17 protein-coding genes and 1 pseudogene are annotated in these 22,584 nt (G+C 60.9%); 12 read left to right on the top strand and 6 right to left on the bottom strand.

What is annotated here, in order from left to right; all coding sequences use genetic code 11:
• The first annotated feature begins 517 nt into the window (after positions 1-517).
• The 5 genes and pseudogenes from FJ320_10235 to FJ320_10215 all read left to right on the top strand — a co-directional run bounded on the left by FJ320_10235 (position 518) and on the right by FJ320_10215 (position 7,908).
• A complete protein-coding gene (locus FJ320_10235) occupies positions 518-2,896 on the top strand; it encodes an endonuclease MutS2 (GenBank protein MBM3926340.1) in 2,379 nt (792 codons plus the stop codon).
• Between the two features lie 222 nt (positions 2,897-3,118).
• Positions 3,119-4,396 carry a PQQ-dependent sugar dehydrogenase gene (locus FJ320_10230; GenBank protein ID MBM3926339.1) on the top strand — a complete coding sequence of 426 codons (1,278 nt, stop codon included), beginning with the start codon at positions 3,119-3,121 and terminating at the stop codon, positions 4,394-4,396.
• A gap of 28 nt (positions 4,397-4,424) precedes the next feature.
• On the top strand, positions 4,425-5,567 hold the full coding sequence (locus FJ320_10225) for a pyridoxal-phosphate dependent enzyme (GenBank protein ID MBM3926338.1): 1,143 nt from the start codon (positions 4,425-4,427) through the stop codon (positions 5,565-5,567).
• A pseudogene (locus tag FJ320_10220) lies at positions 5,548-5,670 on the top strand (CxxxxCH/CxxCH domain-containing protein). The gene FJ320_10225 and the pseudogene FJ320_10220 overlap by 20 nt, the downstream one beginning before the upstream one ends.
• 426 nt (positions 5,671-6,096) lie before the next feature.
• On the top strand, positions 6,097-7,908 hold the full coding sequence (locus FJ320_10215) for an electron transfer flavoprotein alpha/ beta subunit (protein MBM3926337.1): 1,812 nt from the start codon (positions 6,097-6,099) through the stop codon (positions 7,906-7,908).
• Positions 7,909-8,169: 261 nt separating this feature from the next.
• Here FJ320_10215 and FJ320_10210 read toward each other — a convergent pair whose 3' ends face one another.
• Both FJ320_10210 and FJ320_10205 read right to left on the bottom strand, forming a co-directional pair.
• On the bottom strand, positions 8,170-8,700 hold the full coding sequence (locus FJ320_10210) for a GNAT family N-acetyltransferase (GenBank protein ID MBM3926336.1): 531 nt from the start codon (positions 8,698-8,700) through the stop codon (positions 8,170-8,172).
• 1 nt (position 8,701) lies between these two features.
• Positions 8,702-8,854, bottom strand: coding sequence for a type II toxin-antitoxin system HicB family antitoxin (locus tag FJ320_10205; protein ID MBM3926335.1), 153 nt, complete (start codon positions 8,852-8,854; stop codon positions 8,702-8,704).
• Positions 8,855-9,230: 376 nt separating this feature from the next.
• Between FJ320_10205 and FJ320_10200 the strand changes: the two genes are divergently transcribed.
• Both FJ320_10200 and FJ320_10195 read left to right on the top strand, forming a co-directional pair.
• Positions 9,231-11,339 carry a hydantoinase/oxoprolinase family protein gene (locus tag FJ320_10200; GenBank protein ID MBM3926334.1) on the top strand — a complete coding sequence of 703 codons (2,109 nt, stop codon included), beginning with the start codon at positions 9,231-9,233 and terminating at the stop codon, positions 11,337-11,339.
• A gap of 1 nt (position 11,340) precedes the next feature.
• A complete protein-coding gene (locus FJ320_10195; protein ID MBM3926333.1) occupies positions 11,341-13,065 on the top strand; it encodes a hydantoinase B/oxoprolinase family protein in 1,725 nt (574 codons plus the stop codon).
• On the opposite strand, the gene FJ320_10190 is transcribed toward FJ320_10195, so the two are convergent.
• Both FJ320_10190 and FJ320_10185 read right to left on the bottom strand, forming a co-directional pair.
• On the bottom strand, positions 13,062-13,274 hold the full coding sequence (locus tag FJ320_10190) for a hypothetical protein (protein ID MBM3926332.1): 213 nt from the start codon (positions 13,272-13,274) through the stop codon (positions 13,062-13,064). The two genes, FJ320_10195 and FJ320_10190, sit on opposite strands and share 4 nt — an antisense overlap.
• A gap of 170 nt (positions 13,275-13,444) precedes the next feature.
• Positions 13,445-13,705 (bottom strand): hypothetical protein, encoded by a 261-nt coding sequence (locus FJ320_10185; GenBank protein MBM3926331.1) that lies wholly within the window; start codon positions 13,703-13,705, stop codon positions 13,445-13,447.
• Positions 13,706-14,316: 611 nt separating this feature from the next.
• Between FJ320_10185 and FJ320_10180 the strand changes: the two genes are divergently transcribed.
• The 3 genes from FJ320_10180 (at position 14,317) to FJ320_10170 (ending at position 18,531) form a co-directional block, all read left to right on the top strand.
• Complete coding sequence (locus FJ320_10180; GenBank protein ID MBM3926330.1) at positions 14,317-15,243, top strand: LLM class flavin-dependent oxidoreductase; 927 nt, start codon at positions 14,317-14,319, stop codon at positions 15,241-15,243.
• A 375-nt stretch (positions 15,244-15,618) separates the two neighbouring features.
• A complete protein-coding gene (locus FJ320_10175) occupies positions 15,619-16,863 on the top strand; it encodes a Zn-dependent hydrolase (GenBank protein ID MBM3926329.1) in 1,245 nt (414 codons plus the stop codon).
• A 564-nt stretch (positions 16,864-17,427) separates the two neighbouring features.
• Positions 17,428-18,531, top strand: a complete 1,104-nt coding sequence (locus FJ320_10170) for a Gfo/Idh/MocA family oxidoreductase (protein ID MBM3926328.1) — start codon at positions 17,428-17,430, stop codon at positions 18,529-18,531.
• A gap of 201 nt (positions 18,532-18,732) precedes the next feature.
• Here the strand turns inward: FJ320_10170 and FJ320_10165 are convergent, their stop codons facing one another.
• Entirely contained in the window at positions 18,733-18,984 is a 252-nt protein-coding gene (locus FJ320_10165) for a hypothetical protein (protein ID MBM3926327.1), read from the bottom strand.
• 115 nt (positions 18,985-19,099) lie between these two features.
• A complete protein-coding gene (locus FJ320_10160; protein MBM3926326.1) occupies positions 19,100-19,609 on the bottom strand; it encodes a hypothetical protein in 510 nt (169 codons plus the stop codon).
• A 319-nt stretch (positions 19,610-19,928) separates the two neighbouring features.
• Here FJ320_10160 and FJ320_10155 point away from each other — a divergent pair, with 319 nt between their 5' ends.
• Positions 19,929-20,954, top strand: a complete 1,026-nt coding sequence (locus FJ320_10155; protein MBM3926325.1) for a trypsin-like peptidase domain-containing protein — start codon at positions 19,929-19,931, stop codon at positions 20,952-20,954.
• A gap of 682 nt (positions 20,955-21,636) precedes the next feature.
• The gene (locus tag FJ320_10150; GenBank protein MBM3926324.1) at positions 21,637-22,527 is read left to right on the top strand and encodes a phage major capsid protein; all 891 of its coding nucleotides are present in this window, start codon (positions 21,637-21,639) and stop codon (positions 22,525-22,527) included.
• The last annotated feature ends 57 nt before the right edge of the window (positions 22,528-22,584 follow it).

Below are 22,584 nucleotides of genomic sequence, written 5' to 3'. Positions count from 1 at the left end.
TATGGGTTCAAGGGGGGGAAGGCGTATAACGTGAGCGGCAATCGCGGGGTGAAGCTGGAGTTGGACAACGGGCCGGGGATGATGATGGGGTCCAGGCGTCCGGAGGAGATGGCGCAGGCGATAAGAGAGGCCCTGGGGCGGATATGATGCTAGCTGGTTACATGCACTTACTGGATAGAACAATAGTGGCAAGTGATATTAATGCTCGACTTGTAGTTCCAAGGTTTACCCGGCTTTGCACGGAAAGTAGGGTATTGGTCTCATTCGGGGCCACTATCCCCTTTATCTCGCCACGGCGAGCTTGCAGCCTCTTCCTCTTCGGGAAGGGGAAAGAAAAAAAGACACCACAACCCCCTCCTTCGGCATACTCAGGACGGCGTCTAACTCCCCCTTCGGCCTGGAAGGCGAAGGGGGAGAACCAGACGGGAGAAGGCCCAAAGGCCCCCGCCGAGATGTTACATCTCATATCTTCAAAGCGTCTCAGTCCTCAATTAACACCAGGTATTTTGGGGCGGATATGACGCAGGGAAGAACGACATCGCCCGAGAGGCTGGACGCCCGGTCTCGCAGCCTGGATCTATTGGAGTTTCCGCAGGTGAAGGAGCGGCTGGCGGGGCTGGCGTCACTGCCGGAGGCGAAGCAGGCGGCGTTAGGATTACAGCCCTCTACCAACCCCCTAGCCATCGCTCAGTCGCAGCAGGAGACTCAGGAAGCGCGGCAGTATGTGGAGACATATGGGCTGCTGGATTTTGGGGGTGTTGGGGATATCGAAACGAAGGTACGTAGGGCGTCGTTGGATGGGGTGCTAACGGGGACGGACTTGTGGACTATTTTTAAGACGTTGTCGGCGTGCCGGGCGCTGCGGGGCGCGCTGGCGTCGAAGAAAGAGCTGCCGCTGCTGGCGTCCCTGGCGGCGAGCATAGCCGACGTGCGGGAGCTGGAGAGGGAGCTGGGGGCGTCGGTGGACCAGAACGGGTTCGTGTCGGAACAGGCGTCGCCGGACCTGCGGTGGCTGAGGTCGCAGGCGGAGGAGAGCCGGGTGCGGCTGGTGACGTCGTTGGAACGCACGATGCGTCGGCTGGAGCGGAGCAGCATTGTGCAGGAGCCGCTGATTACGGAGCGGAATGGCCGCATGGTGCTGCTGGTGAAGATGGAGATGCGACCTCGAGTGCCCGGCATTGTTCACGACGTGTCGGACAGTGGAGCGACAGCCTTTGTGGAGCCTATCCACGCCGTGGGGTTAGGCAACGAGTGGAGAGAGGCTACCCTGGCGGTGCAGCGGGAGGAGGAGCGGGTGCTACGGGCGCTGTCGGTGAAGGTGGGGTACTACAGCGCTGATATTTTAGAATCGCTGCGCACGGCGGCCCGATTGGACCTGGCGATGGCGAAGGGTAGATATTCGACGGCGCTGCACGGCGTGTCGCCAGTGTTTGTGGAGGGAGAGAGGGGGTATATCGAGGTGAGGGAGGCGCGGCACCCGCTGCTGACGGGGAAGGTGGTGCCGGTGGATGTGTCGGTAGGGGGAGAAAACACTGTCCTGCTAGTGACAGGGCCCAACGCGGGCGGAAAGACAGTATCGCTGAAAACGCTGGGGCTGCTGGCGGCGATGGCGCAGGCGGGGATGCACGTGCCGGCGAGGCAGTGCAATTTGACCATATTCGACGCAGTATACGCGGATATTGGGGACCAGCAGAGCATTGAGCGGTCGCTGTCGTCGTTCAGTTCGCACATCGAGAGCCTGAGGGAGATTATGGAGGGGGCGACATCGGCGTCGCTGGTGCTGCTGGACGAGCTGGGGACCAGCACCGACCCGGAGGAGGGGGCGGCGCTGGCAAAGGCGGTGCTGAGCTATTTCGCCAACCGAGGGACGGCCTGCGCGGCGACGACACACCATCGGGACGTGGCGGCGTACGTGCAGGAGCAGCCGGGGATGACCAACGCCAGCGTGGAGTTAGACCCTAATACGCTGCTCCCGACGTACAAGTTGACTCTGGGACTGCCGGGACGGAGCTACGCGCTAACGATAGCGGCGCGAATGGGCATAAATGACGAGACGGTGGAACACGCGAGGTCATTGCTGTCTGAGGAGCACCGGCACTCGGAGGAGCTGCTACACGAGCTGGAGCGGGAGCGGGGCATCGCGGAGGAGCACCGGCGCATTGCCGAGGAGGAGAGGGTGAGGCTGGAGGCGGCGCGGCGCGAACTAGAGGAGAGGCTGGCGGCGCTGGAGGCGCAGAAGTCGGCGATGTTGGAGGAGACCCACGCTCGACTGCTGTCGCAAGCGGAGGACTTGCTGAAGCGATTGCAGAGGGCTGAGCGGGCGCTGGCGCAGCCGTCTATGGACAAGCCGTCGATAAAAGAGGAGACGGCGGAGGTAGCGAAGGCACGGCAGGAGATCAAGGCGATGCAGCGGCAGGCGCCGCCGTCGCCGGTGGCGGACTGGAAGGCGTCGCTGAAGCCCGGCGATTTTGTATATGTGCGGGGGGTGCCGCAGCCGGTGGAGGTAGCGTCGGCGCCGACGGAGAGCAACACGGTGGAGGTGATGCTGGGGTCGATACGCGCTCGGATGCCGTTCCACCAGGTGGAGAAGAAGGCCAACGTGTCTGCGCCGCGACTGCCGGAGGGGGTGTATTTTTCGAGGCCAGTATCACGGCTGACGCGGACGGAACTCGACCTGCACGGAATGAGGTATGAAGAAGCGGAGGCCAAACTGGAGGAGTTTTTGGACCAGGCGGTGCTGCGGGGGCTTTCGGTGGTGCGAGTGCTGCACGGGCATGGGACGGGGGCGCTGCGGGCCATGGTGCGGGAAAGGCTGAAAAAGCACCCGCTGGTAAAATCGTCGCAGCCCGGGGAGGGGAACACATCGGACGGGGTGACGGTGGTGGAGCTTAATTGAGGGATTCTGATGGAGTATATGGGTGAGTGAAGTGCAGTGCCCACCTCCCCGATAAAGATTAGAACCAAGTTGCGTTATGTAGTACCCTACCGCCCCGATTATCATGCGGGGTCTCGCGATTGATATAGTAAATAGAGGTGCTCGACACACTGAAGTGTGCGGCATAGTCTTCGTCGGTGGCTGTGTATTGCACGCTCTGAGAGACTGGTATTAGGAGGCAGCATGAAGTTTCGAGGGAAAGTATGGATAGCGATCATGGCTACGGCTTTTATCCTCCTTACCTCATGCGACACTGAATCGACGACTGTCCCGACGGACACGCCCATCCCTGGAGCGACGGCGACGCCATCGCCGACTTTTACGATGACGCCTGTGCCCACCAACACCGGCACACTTGTACCTACACAGACCATGACGCCGACGGCGACAGCCGCGCCCTCGCCGACGGCTACGATGACGGCTACGCCGATGCCGTCGAGGGGGATAAGGGTGGAGGCGGTGGCGGGGGACCTGGACACGCCGTGGGCGCTGGCTTTCGCGCCGGACGGCCGAATGTTTGTCACGGAGCGCGGTGGCAATATCAAGGTGGTGCAAAACGGACAGGTGCGCCAGTATTTTGAGGTGGAGGGGGTAGTAGAGGAGAGCGAGTCCGGGCTGCTGGGGATAGCGCTGGACCCGGAGTTCCATACGACGCGACACTTGTTTGTTTATCACAGCTATCGTGGAGAGGATGATGGGCTGGAGAACCGGGTGGTGCGGCTCAGGGACACGGGGCAGACGGCGGTGGAGCCTACGGTGATACTGGACGGCATACCGGGGGCGAGGATACATGACGGAGGGCGGATAAAATTCGGACCGGATGGGATGCTGTACATTGCCGCCGGCGACGCCGCTTTTGCTGAATCGGCCCAGGACGTGGACTCGCTGGCGGGAAAGATATTGCGGATAAGGAAGGATGGTTCGGTCCCGCCGGACAACCCGTTGGCGGGATCGCCGGCGTATTCCTATGGACACCGCAATCCCCAAGGGCTGGCATGGCATCCGGTCACGGGGCAGCTATTCGCCACGGAGCATGGACAGTCGGCCACGGACGAAGTGAACCTGATACTGCCTGGTAGGAATTACGGATGGCCGACGGCAAGGGGAGACGGGCATGGAGCGCCGTACCAGGCGCCATTGCTGCACAGTGGGAACACAACGTGGGCGCCATCTGGGGCGGCTATTTATCCTGTGGAAGGCGGGGTGCTGCCGCCCGAGTGGTCGGGGCTGGTGGTGTACGCCGGGCTGGTGGGGCAGCGGCTGCGGTGGATCGAGCTGTCGGCGCCGGGGTATAACACGGTGCGGAACCACGGGGACCTGTTCGTGAGGGAGTACGGGCGGCTGAGGGAGGTGGTGGTAGGGCCGGACGGGTTTATCTACTTCACCACCAACAATCGGGACGGCAGGGGGTCGCCGCAGCCCGGGGATGATAAGATACTGCGGATTGTGCCGGCGTCATAAGATTCAGGAACAGGGGGAGGAGTAAGCCATGTCATACAAGCTATTTTGCGTCGAGTGCGGGCAACAGCAAGACAGTTCCAAATACAGTCTTTTCTGCTCGAAATGCCAGGGGCTTTTGGAGGCTAAGTACGATGCTCCGGCGAAAGTGTCATCGCGGGTGTTGGAAGGGAAGAGCGGCTTGGGTAGATATGTGCCGACGCTGCCGATAAACAACCCGGCCAACCACGTAACGTTAGGCGAGGGGAACACGCCGGTGTATCAGCTTCGCAAGGTGGGGCAGGCGCTGGGGCTGAGCGACCTGTGGGGGAAGCTGGAGTTTTTCAGCCCCACGGGGTCGTTCAAGGATAGGGGGAACGCGGCGCTGGTGTCGGCGCTGAAGGACACCGGGGTGAAGGCGGTGTCGGAGGCGACGGGAGGGAACGGAGGGTTGTCCTTTGCGGCCTACTGCGCGGCGGGAGGAGTCACATTTCACGCCTTTATTCCAGACAAGAACCGCAATTATTTGAAGTCGCAGGCGATTGCCTTTCACGGGGCGCAGGTGCGGTGGGTCAAGGGGCCTCGCGAGGAGGTGTACGAGGCGGCGCGAAAGTTTGCCGAGGACAGCGGCGTGCTGCATCTTCGATATAGCAAGAGCATCTACTTCATCGAGGGCCAGAAGACGATATCGTACGAGCTGCCGGGGCAGATGAACCCGATGCCGGACCACATCGTTATACCGGTGGGGAACGGGTCGATACACATGGGGATGTATCGAGGGATGAAGGAGATGTTGGAGGACGGACGCATTAAGAAGTCGCCGGCGTTACACGCGGTGCAGGCGGAAGAGACGTCGCCACTGGTGGCGGCGTACGAGGGGAAGCGGTGGACGGCTTACGAGGGGGAGTCGAAGAGCATCGCCAACGGGATTACGGTGAAGAACCCGCCCCGGCCCAGCCTGGTGGCGCAGGGGTGCAAGAAGACGGGAGGACGGGCCGTGGGACTGCCGGACGAGCGTATTGCCCACTGGCAGCGATTTTTGGCGGCCAGCGAGGGGTTGTTTGTGGAGGCGGCGTCGGCGACGACGATTGCGGGGGTGGAGAAGCTGGTGAAGATGGGGGTTATCAAGCCGGGGCAGCGGGTGCTGGCGATACTGACAGGGCTGGGGATTAAGGAGCCGTTCCCGCACGTGTAGAGGGGCCAATTGTCATTCTGAAGGAGTTCCGAGATACCTAATTAGGACACCGACACGGATGAAAAGAAGGGTGCGGTGCCCCGCCCTTCCCACACTAGTGTGAGGCTGTATTGATAAAGCATTGTGGAGCTAGTGTTTCACCCTCTCTTCTATTCTCCCCCATCAAGGGCTCACTGGGGTATGTTTTGTATCTGGCTCACGTGTGCTGGGGTTAGCAAAGAGCATTGCGGCAAGCCAGGAAAGGAAGGCTTGGAGCTTGGACAAAGCCAATTTTGGTGCCCCTGCCAGCCTTTTGGCAACTGGGCAACCCGCTGGCTTTTGCCCCATCCGGGGAATCTATAGCTTTGGCCCAAGGTTTTCATACCCCAGTCAGCCCATCAAGGGGGAGAAGGCCAGAGAAAGGGGCCAGGGTTAAGGCTAGTGCTGGGCATAGATATTTTGACTGCGTCTGAGTACAGACTTCGCTCAGAATGACAGTACACTTCTTTTTTCTAGAGAAGCGTATCGTAACTCAATTACAGGTCATTTAATGAAGATTGCCGTATGTGTTAAGCAGGTGCCGCTACTGTCCAAGGTGGGGTTTGATTATGAGAACAAGCGGATTATTCGAGAGGGCGTGCCGCTGGAGGTCAATGTTTTCGACCTGATGGCGCTGGATAGGGCGGTGCGGCTGAAGTCAGAGGTGGGGGCAAGGGTCACGGCGGTGACCATGGGGCCGCCGCAGGCGAAGGATGCGCTGGCGCACTGCCTGGCGGCGGGGGCCGACGATGCGATTTTGATATCGGACCGGGCGATGGCGGGGTCGGACACGCTGGCGACGGCGCGGACGCTGTCGATGGCGCTGAAGGATAGAGAATTCGACCTAATTTTTTGCGGACGGAACAGCACCGACGCCGAGACGGGGCAGGTGGGGCCGGAGATGGCGGAGTTTCTGGGCTGGCCGCATGTGAGCCGGGTGCGGAAGCTGGACTATGATGCCGCATCTAAACTGATAACCGTTGAGCGGGTTACCGACGAAGGGTATGAGGTTATTCAGTGCGCCTTGCCTGCGGTGGTCACGGCGGACGAGGGGTTGGGGAAGGAGGTGTACCCCCGTCGGCAGGCGATAGCGGAGGCGCAGTCGAGGCCGGTGGAGCAGGTGACGGCGTCGCAATTATCGGTGGACGCGTCGGTGTTTGGGACGGCGGGGTCGCCGACGGTGGTGGCGGAGATACGGCTGCTGCAGCCGCAGAGGTTGGGACGGGTTATCGAGGACCCGGACCCTGTGTCGGCGGCGCGGAAGGTAGTTGAGGGGTTGAGGGAGAAGGGGGCAACGGCGGCTGAGGCTGTGGATACGCCTGCGATGCGTCGGTTCCCGGGGAGGCAGGAGAGGGCGGTGTGGGTGATGGTGGAGAGGTCGGGTGGGCAACTACGGCAGGCGAGTTTTGAGATTTTGGGGGCGGCGAGGGAGCTGGCGCAGACGTTGGAGTCGGAAGTGGTGGCGCTAATTATCGGCGAGGCTAGTGCGCAGGATGGCGAGGTGCTGGCGGCACAGGGTGCGGACCGAGTTATGGTTTTGGAGACGGACGGGGCGCATGTCATCAGCCCGTCGGTGGCGGCGACGCTGGCGGGGTTTTTACACGAGCGGCGGCCTTACGCGTTGCTGGCGGCATCGACGGCAAATGGGCGGGATGTGTTATCGCGGGTGGCGGCACGGCTGGGGCTGGGGCTGACTGGGGACTGCATCGGGCTGGAGACAGATGTGGAGGGGAGGCTGGTGCAGTTGAAGCCGGCGCTGGGTGGAAATGTAGTCGCGCCGATACTGTCCAAGACCACGCCTTATTTGTGCACGCTGCGGCCGGGGGTGCTGGAAGCGCTGCCTGCCGAAGAGGGGGCTAAATGGGAACTGGAGCGTTTGAAAGTGGACTCCCTGGCTGGTGAGCCTTTGAGGCTGGTATCGTCGCATCGCGTGGAGGACGCGAGGGGGGCGGAGTTGGAGAAGGCGCATCGGGTGGTGGGTATGGGGATGGGTGTCGGGGGGCCGGAGGGGGTGGCAGTGGTGCGGGAGGCGGCGAGGAGGATGGGGGCGTCGGTGGCGGCTACCCGGAACGTAACGGACGCGGGCTGGCTGCCGAAGCAGGTGCAGGTGGGGCTGACGGGTCGGGCGATAGCACCGGAGGTGTACGTGGCGGTGGGGATTCGCGGCGCGTTCAACCACATGGTGGGCTTGCAGAAGGCGGAGTGCATTGTGGCGATTAATAACAACGCGCGGCACCCGATAGCGCAGGCGGCGGACTTTACGATTGTGGGGGACTGGCGGGTGTACCTGCCGCCGCTGGGGGAGGCGCTGGGGAAGATGTAGGGGGAGGAGAGACGCCACCTTCCCCTAAGAAGGAATAGGAGATAGGCGCGGCATGGTAAGTGGAAGTGATAAAGGGTCGTGTCCCTAGGGTTTACCCCTCATTCCTTCGACCAGGCTCAGGACAGGCTCTGCGCCTTCTCCCACAAGGGGAGAAGGAAGCTTCTTGGCAGCCGACAGCTCTTTCTTTGCTCTCAAGGCTAAACTATGGCCAGACGGCGAGAGGGAAGCAAAGAGCCCATCTAAGGGGTTAGACTGTCGATACTACCTTACGAGTACATATACAAGCTGGTCTATGACTTTGCCGTCTTTGAAGACGGCGTTTTTCTGGCGGCTTTCCAGGGTGAAACCGCACTTTTCCAGCACTCGTCCTGAGGCGGGGTTCCAGTCGAAGACGCCGGCGAAGACGCGGACGAGGTCGAAGTTGGCGAAGGCGTAGTCGACGAAGGCAGTGAGGGCGCGGGAGGCGATGCCCTGACCCCAGAAAGGCTCGCCGAGCCAGTAGCCGACCTCGGCGGTGCGGCGGTGGACATCGCTTTGAAGGAACATGCCGATGCCACCGATGGCTTCGTTGTTGGTGGCGATGGCTAGCTGGGTGACGGGAGGTTTCTGGAGGCGGGCGAGGCCGACCCACTCGCGGGCGTCGCGCATGGTGTAGGGGTGGGGGAAGGAGTCGCGGAGGTTTATCCAGATTTTGCGGTTGTTGCCGTATTTTACTAGCGAGGGTTCGTCGCCGCGCTGCCAGGGGCGGAGGAGGAGGTTGGGGGAGAGTGGGATTTGGAGGGGAGGAGGCATGTTAGGCGGGTTCGAGGTAGAGTTCTATGGCTTCTTTGATGTTGGAGAGGGCTTCTTCTTTGGTGTTTCCTTCTGAGATACAACCGGGCAAAGATGGCACGCAAACGGTGAATCCGCCTTCGGGGCTTGGCTCGAGTATAACTTTAAGGTTCATACACAAGCATTCTTCTATGTGTGATAGACCTGGCATTTGTTTAGATGACACTTCGACTGTGCTCAGGGAAGGTTCCAAGGGATGGGCGAGGCGACCTCGCCCCTACAAAAATATTGGGGCCGCCTGGTGGAAGGTGAGACCTGGGTTCTAGGAAGGACAGATTCTTCGACTACGTTCGAGTACGAACTTCGCTCAGAATGACACATTGCCTTTATTGTCATGAAACTGTGTCCTTACCTCCAACAGCTTCTTTGGGATAAAGTCTATCACTAATGCCGAACAGCGCTCTGAATCGGTATAATACCTCTAGCTTCACGCCGCCCACAAAGCGGCGTGATATTATGAAATCCAATCCTAAACACGACTGAACAGGCGCATGGCTGCGAAAATCAGTAAGAAGCAAGGCTATCGAATCGGAGTGGACGTGGGCGGCACGTTTACCGACGTGGTGCTTATGGGCCCCGGAGGGTCGATTAAGGTCAAGAAGGTGTCATCGACGCCGGGACGGTACGAGGAGGCGATTGTCGAAGGGGTGGGGGAGATTTTGAGGGAGGCTGGAGTATCGGCGGGGGAGGTGCAGGAGGTGTGCCACAGTACTACTGCCGCTACCAACGCCGTGCTGGAGCGGAAGGGGGCAAAGGCGGGACTGCTGACCACCAGGGGCTTTCGCGACGTGCTGGAGCTGCGCCGCCTTAGGGTACCCACCCTCTACGACCTGCACTACACGCCACCGGAGCCGCTGGTGCCTCGATACCTGCGGCTGGAGGTGGAGGAGCGGGTCACGGCCCAGGGCGAGGTGCTGACGCCGCTGGACGAGGGGAGCCTTCGTGACGCGCTGGCAGTGCTGCTGAGGGAGGGTGTGGAGTCGGTGGCGGTGTGCCTGCTGAACTCGTATATCAACCCGGTGCATGAGCGGGCCATCGGCGATTACATACGGCAGAACCACCCCAATCTTTTCGTCAGCTTGTCGTGCGACATCGTATCGGGGATACGTGAGTACGAGCGGACTAGCACCGCCGTCGCCAACGCGTATTTGATGCCGATTATGAACACGTACTTGAACTCGCTGCGGAAGAAGCTGACGGGCATCGGCATCAAGGCGCCGATATCGGTGATGCAGTCTAGCGGCGGGATGATGACGTCCAACATGGCGGGGCAGGCGCCGGTGTTCTCGCTGGAGTCGGGGCCGGTGGCGGGAGTGTCGGGAGCGCTGCACCTGTCGAAGAAGATGGGGCTGCCGGACCTGCTGTGCTTCGACATGGGCGGCACTACAACCAAGGCGGCGGTCATTGAGAAGGGAGAGCCGCACAAGGCCAGCGAGTACGAAATCGGCGCGCCGATATCCAGGGGCAGCCGACTTATCAAGGGCGGCGGGTATCTGCTGATGGTGCGGGCGATAGACGTGGCGGAGGTGGGCGCGGGCGGCGGCAGCATCATATCACTGGACAGTGCAGGGTCTTTCCATGTGGGGCCTCGAAGCGCGGGGGCGCAGCCGGGGCCTATCGCGTACGACCGGGGCGGCGTCGACCCCACCACCAGCGACGCCAACGCGCTGCTGGGGTATTTGAATCCGGAGTACCTGCTGGGCGGCGCCTTGAAGATGAATTTGGAGAAAGCGGCGCGAATATTTGAAGAGCGAATCGCCAAGCCGCTGGGGCTGCCGCTGCTGGAAGCGGCCTACGGCGTACATACCGTCGCCAATGCGGCTATGGCGCGGGCTATGCGGGCGGTGACGACGGAGCGGGGGCGAGACGTGCGTAGCTTTACCATGGTGGCCTTCGGGGGCAGCGGGCCGGTGCACGCCGCGGGGCTGGCGAGACTGCTGGGCGTGCGGCGGGTCATTGTACCGGCGTCGCCGGGGCTGTTCAGCAGCCTGGGGCTGCTGGCGGCCAACCCGGAGTACGAGTTTGTTCGAGGGCTGATGATGCGCACCAGCCCGGTCAACGGTCGGAGCCTGGAGCAGAGCTTTAAAGAATTAGAGGCCAGCGCCGTTGGGATATTGCAGCAGGAAGGGTACGCGCCGAGAGACCTAGCGTTTAGCCGATATGCCGACCTGCACTATGCGGGGCAGGTGCATGAGCTGACGGTGCCGGTGCCATCGACGGGGGAGATGAAGGACCTGGAGGAGGTGTTTGGGGAGGAGCATTTGAGGACGTATGGGTATCGCGCGGACAAAGAGGCGATGGAGATAACCAACATACGGGTTATGGGGCGGCAGACGCGGTCGCCGGCGTCGCAGACGGATTTGACGGCCATCGGCCCGTCGCTGTACTCGGGCCGGGTCCATCGCGCGAGCCGCAAGGCGTATTTTGGGCGGGATGTGGGGCTGGTGGAGGTCCCGGTGGTGTCGAGGGGGAGCCTGACGTCGGGGGCGACGAAGGGGCCGATGATTATCGAGGAATACGACACGACCATTGTGGCGCCGCCGGGGTGCAGCGCCCGCCGCGACGGCGCCTGGAACGTGATACTGGAGTGGGAGGAATAGCATGGTATCGACTGGCTTTGACCCCATAACTTTTGAGGTCATTCGTAACGCGCTGTCGTCGATAACCGACGAGATGATGCTGACGGTGCAGCGGACGGGACGGTCGCCGACGACTACCCAGGCCTTCGATTTTTCGACTGCGCTGTGCGACAGCAATGGCGACTTGCTGGACCAGGGGCTGGCGATACCTATCCACATGGGCGGGATACCTGACGCGGTGCGGGCGTGCATGAAGAAATTTGACGGGCGCATCTACCAGGGCGACGCGATTATCGTCAACGACCCGTATTCGGGCGGGCTGCACCTGCCGGACGTGTTCTGCGTCGTCCCCATTTTTGTCAGCGGCGACATATTTGGATACTCGGTGGCGGTGGTGCACCACATGGATGTGGGAGGCCGGGCCGCAGGGTCGATGGCCCACGATTCGACGGAGATATACCAGGAGGGCCTTCGCATACCGCCTCTGAAGCTGTACGAGCGAGGGCAGATCAATCCCACCCTGTCGGACCTGATACAGATAAACGTGCGTACGCCGGAAGTGGTGATGGGGGACTTCGCGGGGCAAATCGCGGCGTGCAAGATTGGCGAGAAGGGCATCCTGGCGCTGGTGGAGGAGTACGGCGAAGAGGTTTTGAAGCGGTACCTTCGCGAGCTCATGGACTACAGCGAGCGGATAACTCGAAAGGCGATAGCGTCGTGGCCCCAAGGAACGTACCAGTTCACCGACTATATGGACGACGACGGCATCAGCGATAATCCCATCAAGATAAACGTGACGCTTCATATCAAGGGCGACAGCGTACTGGTGGACTTCGCGGGGTCGTCGCCGCAGACTCGGGGAGCTATCAACTGCGTGCTGAGCCAGAGCAAGGCGATGGCCTACGCGGCCATTCGCTGCGCCATCGGCCAGGACATGCCCAACAACTCGGGCTGTTTCCGGGCGGTGCAGGTGACGGCGCCGGAGGGCACCATCACCAACATGAAGCACCCGGCGTCGTGCGCGGCTCGGGGTGTTACCAGCTTCCGCATCCTGGACGCCGTGCTGGGGGCGCTGGCCCAGGCCGCGCCGGATAAGGTGGCGGCGGGGTGCGAGGGAGGCACGTCGACGGGCCGGCTAGGCTTTGCCCAGCCGGACGGCAAGGTCAAGGTGTTCTATGACAACGTTTTCGGAACGCGCGGAGCGTGGAAGGGCGGCGACGGGCGTGGGGGTGTTGCCAGCGTCGGCGCGAATATATCGAACGTTTCGATAGAGATACTGGAGTCGCAAATACCGGTGCGGGTGCGGAGCTATGGATTGGTGCCAAACTCGGGGGGGCCGGGGCAGTGGCAGGGAGGGCTGGCGCAGGCGCGGGAGTGGGAGGTGCTGGCGGAGGAGGCGACGATAACGTGGCGGTCTGACCGTCGCAGGAACCCGCCCTACGGGCTGGAGGGCGGTAAGCCGGGGGCGGGCTCCATGTCCATACTCAACCCGGACGGCGAGAAGAAGACGCTGCCGACTAAGATAAATACTCGGTTGAAGAAGGGGGACGTGTTCCGCCATCAGAACCCGGGCGGGGGCGGCTACGGCGACCCGATGAAGCGGGACCCGCAGTCGGTGCTGTGGGACTGGCGGAATGGGAAGGTGACGGCGGCGTTTGCGAGGAGCGTTTACGGGGTGGTGGTGGATGAGGGGAAGGGGGAGGTGGATGAGGAGGGGACGAGGAGGGAGAGGGGAAAGAGAGGCTAGGCGGAGGCGATTAGTTCCAGCTCGTCGAGGACTTCGGGGAAGGTGGGGAACTGGGAGTGGGTGAGGGTCTCAAAAATAATTTCTTCACCATTGCTGGGAGAATATGCACGATGAATGTATTCGTCCAGACTCTCGTGCAGATTGTGATACTTGAGCAATAGGTTGCCACCCTTCACAAAACCCACATAGCGAAATTGGATGCCTCTCACCTGTACGACCCCTCGAACAAATCGAGTTTCAAACAACTGCTCAGCTATTAGGATCACCTCTTGCTTGCAATAAACCTCACCCTGCATGTGTACAAAGAGAACATCATCAATTGGCCTTTCTTCAAAGGCAAGGGTATTGGGATGGGTTTGATCAACAAAAGGATGTTCGCTTAGGCGCTTTTCCTGGATGATTTTGTATTGTTGGAAGTTTTGCCATTGGTGCGGATCGCGTCTTCGAACCTTCGAAGAGCGTGATAATCGAACATCCAACGCAAGACCTCCACGGTATCTTTGGCTTTACCTTGGCTGATGAGCTTGAGCATCTCTGCTGAAGAGGTCTCATAGCGGCGTTCATAACGACGGATGTTTGCCCGGAGCCGTGCCATTACTTTACGACCATCGACTTTTTTAACTTCAATTTTGACTGGCATATTTTGTAACTCGGCGGTTTCTAGGATGAGTGTATCAGGGACGTGAAAGGGGGTCAAAGATGGATTGCGGACTTTTTGGAAGCATTTATGTTGACTTATCTAACAACATTGCCCATGATGGCGAACTCAATTAGACCAGTCGAGGGGCAGGAGATGACGCGCCGAATACCGGAGCTGGCGAAGCTTTAGGCTTCGTGGCCGCCTGAGGGCGGGCCGGTCCTGGTCTCGGTGGGGGTTTCGTCGGTTTCGCGGCCCTCGCCGGCCCTGGCGGCCTTTTTCGCGGACCAGAGAGTGAAGAGGGCCAGGCCACCGAAGAACAGGACGACAGACAGCACTACTAGTAAGATTGGTACTATCATACTTCTATTCTAACGCGAGGGTTAGAACTTGAGGCAAGCCCGTAGGAGTCGTTGCTGCGCTGGCGGGCGTGGTGCGGGCAGTTTAGGCGGGCGGGCCGCCGCCGGGCCGGTTCTTTTGCCGCTTATCCAGCCACTGAATGAAAAGACCTAGAGCGAACCAGAAGGCCACGAACAATATAGCGATGAATACTAAAACAAAGAAGACGGCGAGTAACATGCTCTTATTGTATCGCAGGCGCGGAGAGTAGCGATATGTTCTATGGCGCACATCTGCCAATCATCGACCTGACGGGCGAGTCGCGGTTCACGGCGCGGCGAATCGGGGAATACGCGCGGGCGTCGGAGTCGCTGGGGTATGAGACGCTGGCGGTGACGGACCGGCTGGTGTTCTCGCGGCCCTTTTACGACGGGCTGACGGCGCTGTCGGCGGCGGCGGGGCACACAGAGCGCGTGAAGCTGGCGACGTCCATAATCATTGCGCCGGCGAGGCATCCGGTGGTGCTGGCGAAGTCGGCGGCGACGCTGGACGCGCTGTCGGGAGGGCGGTTCATCCTGGGGGCGGGGCCTGGCTCCCTGGCGGACGACCACCGCGCGGCGGGGCTGAATTTTGGAGAGCGGTGGAGGCGGTTTGAGGAGTCGATACTGGCGATGAAGGCCTTGTGGCGGCGGGAGGACTTCAAGGGGCGATTTTATAACGTCGAAGGTGTAGATATAGCGGTGCCGAATGTGCGGAAGGGCGGGCCGCCGGTGTACATCGGGTCGTGGGGGTCGGAGGTGGGCCTGAGGCGGACGGCGCGGGTGGCCGACGGGTGGCTGGCGTCGGCGTATAACACGGACCCGCCGAGGTTCGCCGAGTCGTGGGGGAGGCTGCGGGGGTTTCTGAAGGAGGCGGGAAAGGATGCGTCGGCGTTTCCAAACGCGCTGTCGACCTCATATTTCTATATAACGGAGGACCCGTCAGTGCGGGTCGAGATGGTGCGGAGTATTTTCGCCAAGATGCTGCCGCGGCCGGAGGAGGACTTGCTGCGTCGATTGCTTATTGGTGGGGCGGAGCAGGTGGCGGAGCGGCTGTCGGCGTACAAGGCGGCGGGCTTGCAGCAGGTGTTCCTGTGGCCGGTGAGGGACGAGGTGAAGCAGTTGGAGATGTTTATGAAGCGGGTGGCGCCTAGGGTGGGGTAGGAAACGGGTGGCAAGGTTCACCTCATCCATCCTAGGTTCCATCGCAGTCTTTCCGATCAAAATGTGTGACTCAAATACGTTCCTTGTCATGGTCGGGATACCATCCCCTTAATCCCCTTCCTGCTGGAAGGGGAAGGATTAATAAGGATCACCTCATCACCCTCCTTCGGCCAGGCTCAGGACGGCGTCTAACTCCCTCTTCTCCTTTGCAATAGGAGAAGAGGGAGAACCTGATGGGAGATAGCCCCAGCCCTGTCCGGTCAAAAGGCTTGTGGCTATGAGCCAAGCTTTTCCATAGAAGGAAAGGGGACTTGGAATTTCAGGTCAGGTGTTTCCCGTCTTGCCCGACTCTTCCACCCTGCCTATAATTCCCCCATGCCTAAGCCACAGATAAACTCAAATCGTCTTATGCGGACGCTGGAGGCGCTGGGGCGGATAGGGGAGACGCCGGAGGGGATGCAGCGCATCGCGTTTTCACCGGCGGACCTGGAGGGGCGGCGCCTGGTTATGCAGCTCATGGCCGAGGCGGGGCTGCACGCTCGCGTCGACACGGCGGCCAACATGGTTGGGAGGGTGGAAGGGAGTGTGGACGGGCTGCCGGCCATAGCCATCGGGTCGCACACGGACACTGTGCCCAGCGGCGGCAAGTACGATGGCGCGCTGGGCGTGCTGGGGGCCATCGAGTGCGTGCGCGCGCTAAAGGACGCGGGCGCCAGGCTGAGGCATCCTATCGAGGTGTTGGACTTTACCAATGAGGAAGGGACGCGGTTTCGTCGATGGCTTTACGGGAGCCGCGCCGTGGCCGGGAAGCTGCTACCGGAGGACCTGACGGTGGTGGACGGTGAAGGGGTATTCATCGGGCGGCGGCTGAAGGACGTGGGCGGCGATATCGACCGCATTCATATGTCGAAGCGCGCACCTAAGGAGTTTTGCGCGTACCTGGAATTGCACATTGAGCAGGGGCCGACGCTGCACCAGACCAGCGTGCCGGTAGGGGTGGTCACGGCTATCACCGGGCGGATAGCCCTGGAGGTGGCGGTGAAAGGCTTCGCGAACCATGCCGGCACGACGCCAATGAAGGGACGCCGCGACGCCCTGGTGGCCGCCGCCCACGTGGTACAGGCGGTAGGGGCCATCGCGTTGAGGCAGGAGGCGTGCCGGGTGGGAACGGTGGGGATGATCAAGGCCCACCCCGGAGCGGAAAATGTGATCCCGGGTTTGGTGGAGATGAGTGTAGAGTTCCGGGATACGGATGAATCCAAGATGCGGCTGGCGGAGCAGATCCTGCGCCAGACATGCCGCGACATTGGCGTCGAGAGCGATACCGAGATTGAGGTGCACCGGCTGGGAGTGACGCAGCCCAAGCCGATGAGCGAGCGGGTGCGGGAGATCACCAAGGTGGCCGCAAAGTCGCTGGGGTTTCGCGCCAGCGACCTGCCGTCAGGGGCGGGCCACGACGCGCAGTCCATGGCGGAGTTGTGCGACGTGGGGATGATATTTGTGCCCAGCGTCGATGGCGTCAGCCACTCGCCGCGCGAATATTCGACGCCGGAGGCGTGCGCCAACGGCGCCAACGTGCTGCTGGAGACGCTGCTGGCGGCGGACGAGGCGTATGAGTAGGACTTCATGCGATAACGTGGTTGGTTTTGTATACCGGAGGAGTGGATTAGACGATCCTTACCCGCATTCACCTCTCGACCCCTCGTCCGGCTCTGCACGGAAAGTGAGGCCTTAGCCGTAAGCGGGGCCACCATCACCCCCTGGCCCCCTCTTCCTCTTCGGGAAGAGGGGGAAGAGAAATAGGGCACCACAACCCCCTCCTTCGGCCAGGCTCAGGACGGCGTCTAACTCCCCCTTCGCCTTCCAGGCCGAAGGGGGAGAACCAGACCAGTCCCCCAACCCTGCTTGCGCAAAAGGTTCCTAGTTTCCCATAAACAAACCCCTAATAGAAGAAAGGGTAAGCTTGGGACTTCATTCAATGTGCATCATGCGTATCAAGGGGGAAGGAATTTTCTTGGAGGCCGTTAGTCCTTTCACGTGTATCTAACCTTAATTAGCACCAGGCATCCAAAGAAGAGAGGACTGGATGGATACAAGATGATGCCTTAGTCTTTTATCTTGTGAGGAACTTGTCCATGGAATAAAGGATTGCGCTGTATAATCGCCTAATCTTAGGAGGGATTCATGGTTACCAACAACAACCGGATAAGGCTGGGCGTAGTTGGGGCTAGCGTTAAGCGTGGATGGGCCAAGAACGCCCATATGCCGGCGATACCGCACCTACCGGAATTTGAGCTGGCGGCGGTATGCACGTCGAGGCCGGAGACGGTGGCGGAGTCGGCCAAGGCCTATGGCGCGCGGCTGGCTTTCCACGATTATCATGCGATGGCGGCGAGCCCGGAGGTGGATGCGGTGGCGGTATCGGTGAGGACGCCGATGCATCGAGAGATTACGCTGGCGGCGTTGCGGGCCAAGAAGCCGGTATTCACCGAGTGGCCCCTGGGGAGGAACATCACCGAGACGGAGGAGATCGCGGCGGCGGCGGCGAAGAGCGGGCTGCCGGCGGTGGTGGGCTTGCAGGGGCGCGTCGGACCGGCGAATTTGTACGTTCGAGACCTGGTCAGGGAAGGCTTTGTGGGGAAGGTGCTGAGCGCCTTTATCTATCGCATAACGCCGGAAGTGGTGCCGGACAAGGACACGGTCTGGGGGCTGGAGAAGGACAAGGGGGCCACGTCGCTGACTATTGCGGCGGGGCACACGCTGGATACGCTGGCGTTCATACTGGGCGAGTTTCGGGAACTGTCGTCGTACGTTACAGTGCAGCACAGCCCGCTGCAACGGTCGGACACCAAGGAGATGGTGAAGGTCACGGCGCCGGACCACGTGATGGTTCAGGGGATTTTGGAGAGCGGGGCCGCGGCGTCGGTTTATGTTTGCAGCTCGGTGCCTGGATTCGTCAGCGGCGGGCGGCTGGAGGTGTATGGGACCGAAGGGATGCTGGTGTCGACGTCGCCGGAGTCATTGCACCGGGGGACGGTGACGGTGGCAGGGTCGAAGGGATACAAGGCGCCGTCGCCGATGCCGATACCGGACAAGTACCAGTGGGCGCCAAAGAGCGTTCCCGCCGGCGCGCCGTTGAACGTGGCGCAGTTGTACAGGCTATGGTCGAAGGCGATTCAGGGGGAGAAGCCGACGTACCCGAGTTTCCAGGACGCGGCGCGGCGGTACAGGATGCTGGAGGCGGTGGTGAAGGCGTCGGAGACGGGGACAAGGGTGAGGGTGGGGTAGGAGAGGGAGAGGTGAGGGGGGAGAGGTGTGGTCTAGCCTGTCGGACGGAACGTAGTGCCAGGGTTTCACCCTCTCTTCTGTTCTCCCCCATCAAGGGGGAGAAAGTTAAGAATAATGGCGGAATGTGGTCAATGAATGTGAGACGAGGCTGTAACGAGGCCAGATTCTTCGACTGCGTCTCGGAATGACAGGTATGATTGGCTAGTCGATGATGTCTTTGATGATGCTGAAGACGATGAGGACGAAGGCGGCGAGGCCGAGGAGCATGGCGGCGACGTATTTGGGGTTTTTGACCATCTGGGCGTAGCCCCGGGGCCGCACTTCCACGGGGATGGACTGAATTTGGGCCATGAGGATAAAGGAGAGGCCCAGGGCAACCCATATGAGGCCTCGAATGACGTGGCCGGTGGCGCCGTAGTAGAGGCCAAGGCTAAGAAGGACGAGGCCGGCCAATAATCGAAGGTTATGACGCAATGATAGAGGCCTCAAAGGTCTTTTGGGATAGATTAATCATAGCTTAGTCGGCGCGGGATGCGCCAAAGGGATTTTGTCTCGGCGGGGCACAGGGCTAAAACACCGCGCGCAGGATAATGAAGAGGGCGATGTTCACGGCGAAGCCCAGGAAGGTGACCAGGGCCGCCCGCAGGGAGCTTTTGTAGTCCAGGGCCTGCCGCACGGCGACTATCATGCACGCCCATACCCAGAAAAAGACGATGATGCCGACGATGATGCCGACGACGGGAATGATGCCCAGGATGCCGAAGACTCGCGGAGTGTGGGCGAAGCCCATGGTGCGGGCGAGCTGACCCCAGTTGGCCTCGGTGGTGGACTCGGGGAAGATTTTGGCGCCGATGATGTAGGTGAGCCAGGCCCAGATGACCCAGGCGACGAGACCGCCCAGGATGCCGGCGATGAGGCCGCCCCAGCCGACGTCGGTGATGGCGCCGATGCCCAGGGCGATGGCGGTGATGATTACCACCAGGGCGGCCTGGGTGGTGGCGGACTTGTCGGCTTCAACTTCTTCGTAGAGATTGGGGTCCATTTTGGCGGCGCGGACCATCCGGTCGAGCAAGGCCATGGTTGGTGCCTCCTTGCAGGCGAGTCCTAGAGTTCCAACAATGTATTATTTCGGACGGTTTTAAGCAAACCAGGCTGGGGCGATGGGTGGTGAAGGGGATTCATAGCAGCGGTCACGGCGATTAGATTCCCTTCGATCCGCCTGCGGCGGATTCAGAATGACATGAACAGGTCCTTTTTATTAACCTTCGTCTTCAACTACTAGGCGTTAGAGGTCAGGACATGTGGCATGGCACGGTGTCACAAAGATTTGGTGCGGGAGGGTGTGCGGCTTATGTTGAAAGGCTTGCCGCTTTGTTGCTACAGTGTTTGGTCTGTTAATGAAGGCAAAAAAGATGAATGTTTTGAGGCTTCTGGCCGGCTTGTGGGCGCTGGGCCTGCTATCCTTGGCCTGCGGGCCGGACGAGGCATCCATACAGGCTACGGTGGAGGCGAAGATACAGACGGCCATTGCGGGGATACCGACGGCGACGCCCCAGCCTACCGCCACGCCACAGCCCACGTCGACGCCGGTGGCGTTTCCAACGCCATTGCCAACGCCAACACCGCCATCGATACCTAACGCGGCGGCGACGGCGCAGCCGCTCATCGACGCGGCGATAGCGGGGATACCCAGGCCGACACCCCAGCCGACGGCGACGCCGCAGCCCACCCCCACGCTCTACCCCACGCCTACCCCGCAACCGACGGCGACACCCCAGCCCACGGCCACGCCCCAGGCGGTGGCGGACGTGAAATCGCTGTACGACCTGGCGTGGGAGTCCACGTTTATGGTGGAGACGCCGGTTGGGCACGGGAGCGGGTGGCTGCTGGAGGAGGGGTACATTATGACGGCGGCGCATGTTGTAGGGTCGTGGCCGACGGTGACGATTCGCCGCGCCAGCAAGCCGCCGTTGAGCGCCAGGGTGGTGGCGGTGGACCGGCCCCGGGACATTGCGCTGCTGTCGTACGAAGCGAAGTCGGTGAGCCTGTCGACGTCGCAGAAGGCGCTGTCGCTGGGGCATATAACGCAGGACGACATTGGCAGGCCGCTGGTGGTGCTGGGGTATTCGGTGCAGGGGGTGAAGGCGGACGGGACGGTGGGGTCGGCGTCGGCGAAGGCTGGGGTGCTGTCGCAAATCGTCAACGACCCGACGGAGGGCCACCAGTTACGGGCGGACGCGGTGATGGACCCCGGGGACAGCGGCGGGCCGGTGCTGGACCGGGACGGGAAGGTGGTGGGGATGGTGGTGTCCACGGCGTTCAATCGCAACGACTCGAAGCCGGTGTTGGGGGCGTTCTACGCGGTGCACGTGGCGGAGATCAAGGACGCGCTGCCGGGCCTGCGGGCGGGGGTGAGCAGGTAGGGGGAGAGCGAGGGGCGGTTTACTCAGTCAACATTCCCAGTCGCCATATGACTAACAGGTATGGCGCAACGACAATACTATTGACGAGAAGGAAGACTCCAAAAGCTTTCCAGGTGCTTCTGTAATCAAGCGTCTCTCTGGTTGCTACTGCACAAATGTAAATGGCCCAGGGCAAGGAAAAAAGTCCTAATAAAAAGCCAACAAAGGGCACATCAAAAAGGGAGAAAAGAGGGTAGGTCACGCTGGTGAATCCTGCCACGCGATAGACTTCGGGGATTGTAGGATTAGTCAGACTTTCTTTGAAAAACCTGGAGCCAATATAGTACGCAGCAAGAATCGAAATGGGCCATATAACCATGGAGCCTAGAAGCCATCGGTAGGAATCGCTCCATCCATAAGTTGGTACCCCGTTAAGTGTGGATCCTACTGTAAATATTAAGATCAAGCATAATATTTGAAAGTTCGCATTTTCATCTCTTCGGATTTCTCTGAAGATAAAGGGATCAGCCCTTAAAGCCCTGATGATTCTGTTTCGCCTTAAATAGGCGCGTATGTCATACCAGTCTGGCATGTCGACAGGTTATACCATAAAGTCCTAAAACATTTCTCAGTGACATCTGCTCATTGACTTAAGAAGAACATAGGTACTATTATCTCTCCCACTTTAGTTGGGAGGTGATGTATGCCCCTTACCCTTGCGGAGTCGGCAAAGCTTTCCCAGGATATGCTGCTGACCGGCGTCATCGAGACTGTGATCAAGGACAGCCCCATACTTCAGGCCATGCCGTTCATCGAAGTGGTGGGGAACGGGCTGACGTACAATCGCGAGAACGTGCTGCCCACGGCGGCGTTCTACACCGTCGGCGACACGTGGGCGGAATCGACGCCTACGTTCACCCAGGTCACGGCGTCGCTAAAGATTTTGGGAGGGGACGCGGACGTCGATAACTTTATCAAGGCGACGCGAAGCAACCTCCAGGACCTGGAGGCCACGGTGGTGGAGCTGAAGGCCAAGGCCACGCAGCAGAAATTCGAGGACACGTTTGTTAACGGGGACGTGGCGGGGGACGCCAACAGCTTCGACGGCGTCGACAAACAGACGGCGGCGGGGCAGACGGTGAGCATGGGGGCCAACGGCGGGACGCTGACACTGGATAAGCTGGACACGCTCATCGACACCATCAAGGGCGGGAAGCCGCAGATGCTGCTGATGTCGCGTCGGAGCCGGCGGAAGCTGTCGGCCCTGGGGCGGGCCACGGGGTCGGGGCTTATCGTCAGCGACCGGAACGAGTTCGGCATGATGACCGATTATTACGACGGCATCCCCGTAGGGATCAGCGACTACATCAGCGACGCCAAGACGGTGGGAAGCAGCACGGACTGCTCGACGGTCTACGCGATGCAGTTCGGCGAGGGGGCGGTGTCGGGGCTGACAGCGCCGGGGGGTTTGCAGGTGGAGCGGGTGGGAAGCCTGGAGACGAAGGATGCGACGCGGGTGCGGGTGAAGTGGTATGTGGCGATAGCGGTGTTCAACAGCCTGAAGCTGGCGAAGCTGACGGGGGTAAGGGACTAGGGGAGGGAGAGACCCCTTCCCCCTATGGGGGGGGGGGGGGGGGGGGAAGGAAGGGGG

This window comes from SAR202 cluster bacterium (assembly GCA_016872285.1).
In the GTDB taxonomy this organism is placed as follows: Bacteria; Chloroflexota; Dehalococcoidia; order Lucifugimonadales.
Note: the sequence above shows the minus strand (reverse complement) of the source record. Positions and strands in the feature narration are given on the sequence as shown.

Bases quoted from the DNA above. Each gene is read 5' to 3' on its own strand.
- FJ320_10180 (MBM3926330.1), top strand. From the start codon at position 14,317: ATGTTCTATGGCGCACATCTGCCAATCATCGACCTGACGGGCGAGTCG.
- FJ320_10230 (MBM3926339.1), top strand. From the start codon at position 3,119: ATGAAGTTTCGAGGGAAAGTATGGATAGCGATCATGGCTACGGCTTTT.
- FJ320_10215 (MBM3926337.1), top strand. From the start codon at position 6,097: ATGAAGATTGCCGTATGTGTTAAGCAGGTGCCGCTACTGTCCAAGGTG.
- FJ320_10160 (MBM3926326.1), bottom strand. From the start codon at position 19,609: ATGGCCTTGCTCGACCGGATGGTCCGCGCCGCCAAAATGGACCCCAAT.
- FJ320_10210 (MBM3926336.1), bottom strand. From the start codon at position 8,700: ATGCCTCCTCCCCTCCAAATCCCACTCTCCCCCAACCTCCTCCTCCGC.
- FJ320_10195 (MBM3926333.1), top strand. From the start codon at position 11,341: ATGGTATCGACTGGCTTTGACCCCATAACTTTTGAGGTCATTCGTAAC.
- FJ320_10150 (MBM3926324.1), top strand. From the start codon at position 21,637: ATGCCCCTTACCCTTGCGGAGTCGGCAAAGCTTTCCCAGGATATGCTG.
- FJ320_10225 (MBM3926338.1), top strand. From the start codon at position 4,425: ATGTCATACAAGCTATTTTGCGTCGAGTGCGGGCAACAGCAAGACAGT.
- FJ320_10235 (MBM3926340.1), top strand. From the start codon at position 518: ATGACGCAGGGAAGAACGACATCGCCCGAGAGGCTGGACGCCCGGTCT.
- FJ320_10170 (MBM3926328.1), top strand. From the start codon at position 17,428: ATGGTTACCAACAACAACCGGATAAGGCTGGGCGTAGTTGGGGCTAGC.
- FJ320_10205 (MBM3926335.1), bottom strand. From the start codon at position 8,854: ATGAACCTTAAAGTTATACTCGAGCCAAGCCCCGAAGGCGGATTCACC.
- FJ320_10185 (MBM3926331.1), bottom strand. From the start codon at position 13,705: ATGCCAGTCAAAATTGAAGTTAAAAAAGTCGATGGTCGTAAAGTAATG.
- FJ320_10175 (MBM3926329.1), top strand. From the start codon at position 15,619: ATGCCTAAGCCACAGATAAACTCAAATCGTCTTATGCGGACGCTGGAG.
- FJ320_10155 (MBM3926325.1), top strand. From the start codon at position 19,929: ATGAAGGCAAAAAAGATGAATGTTTTGAGGCTTCTGGCCGGCTTGTGG.
- FJ320_10200 (MBM3926334.1), top strand. From the start codon at position 9,231: ATGGCTGCGAAAATCAGTAAGAAGCAAGGCTATCGAATCGGAGTGGAC.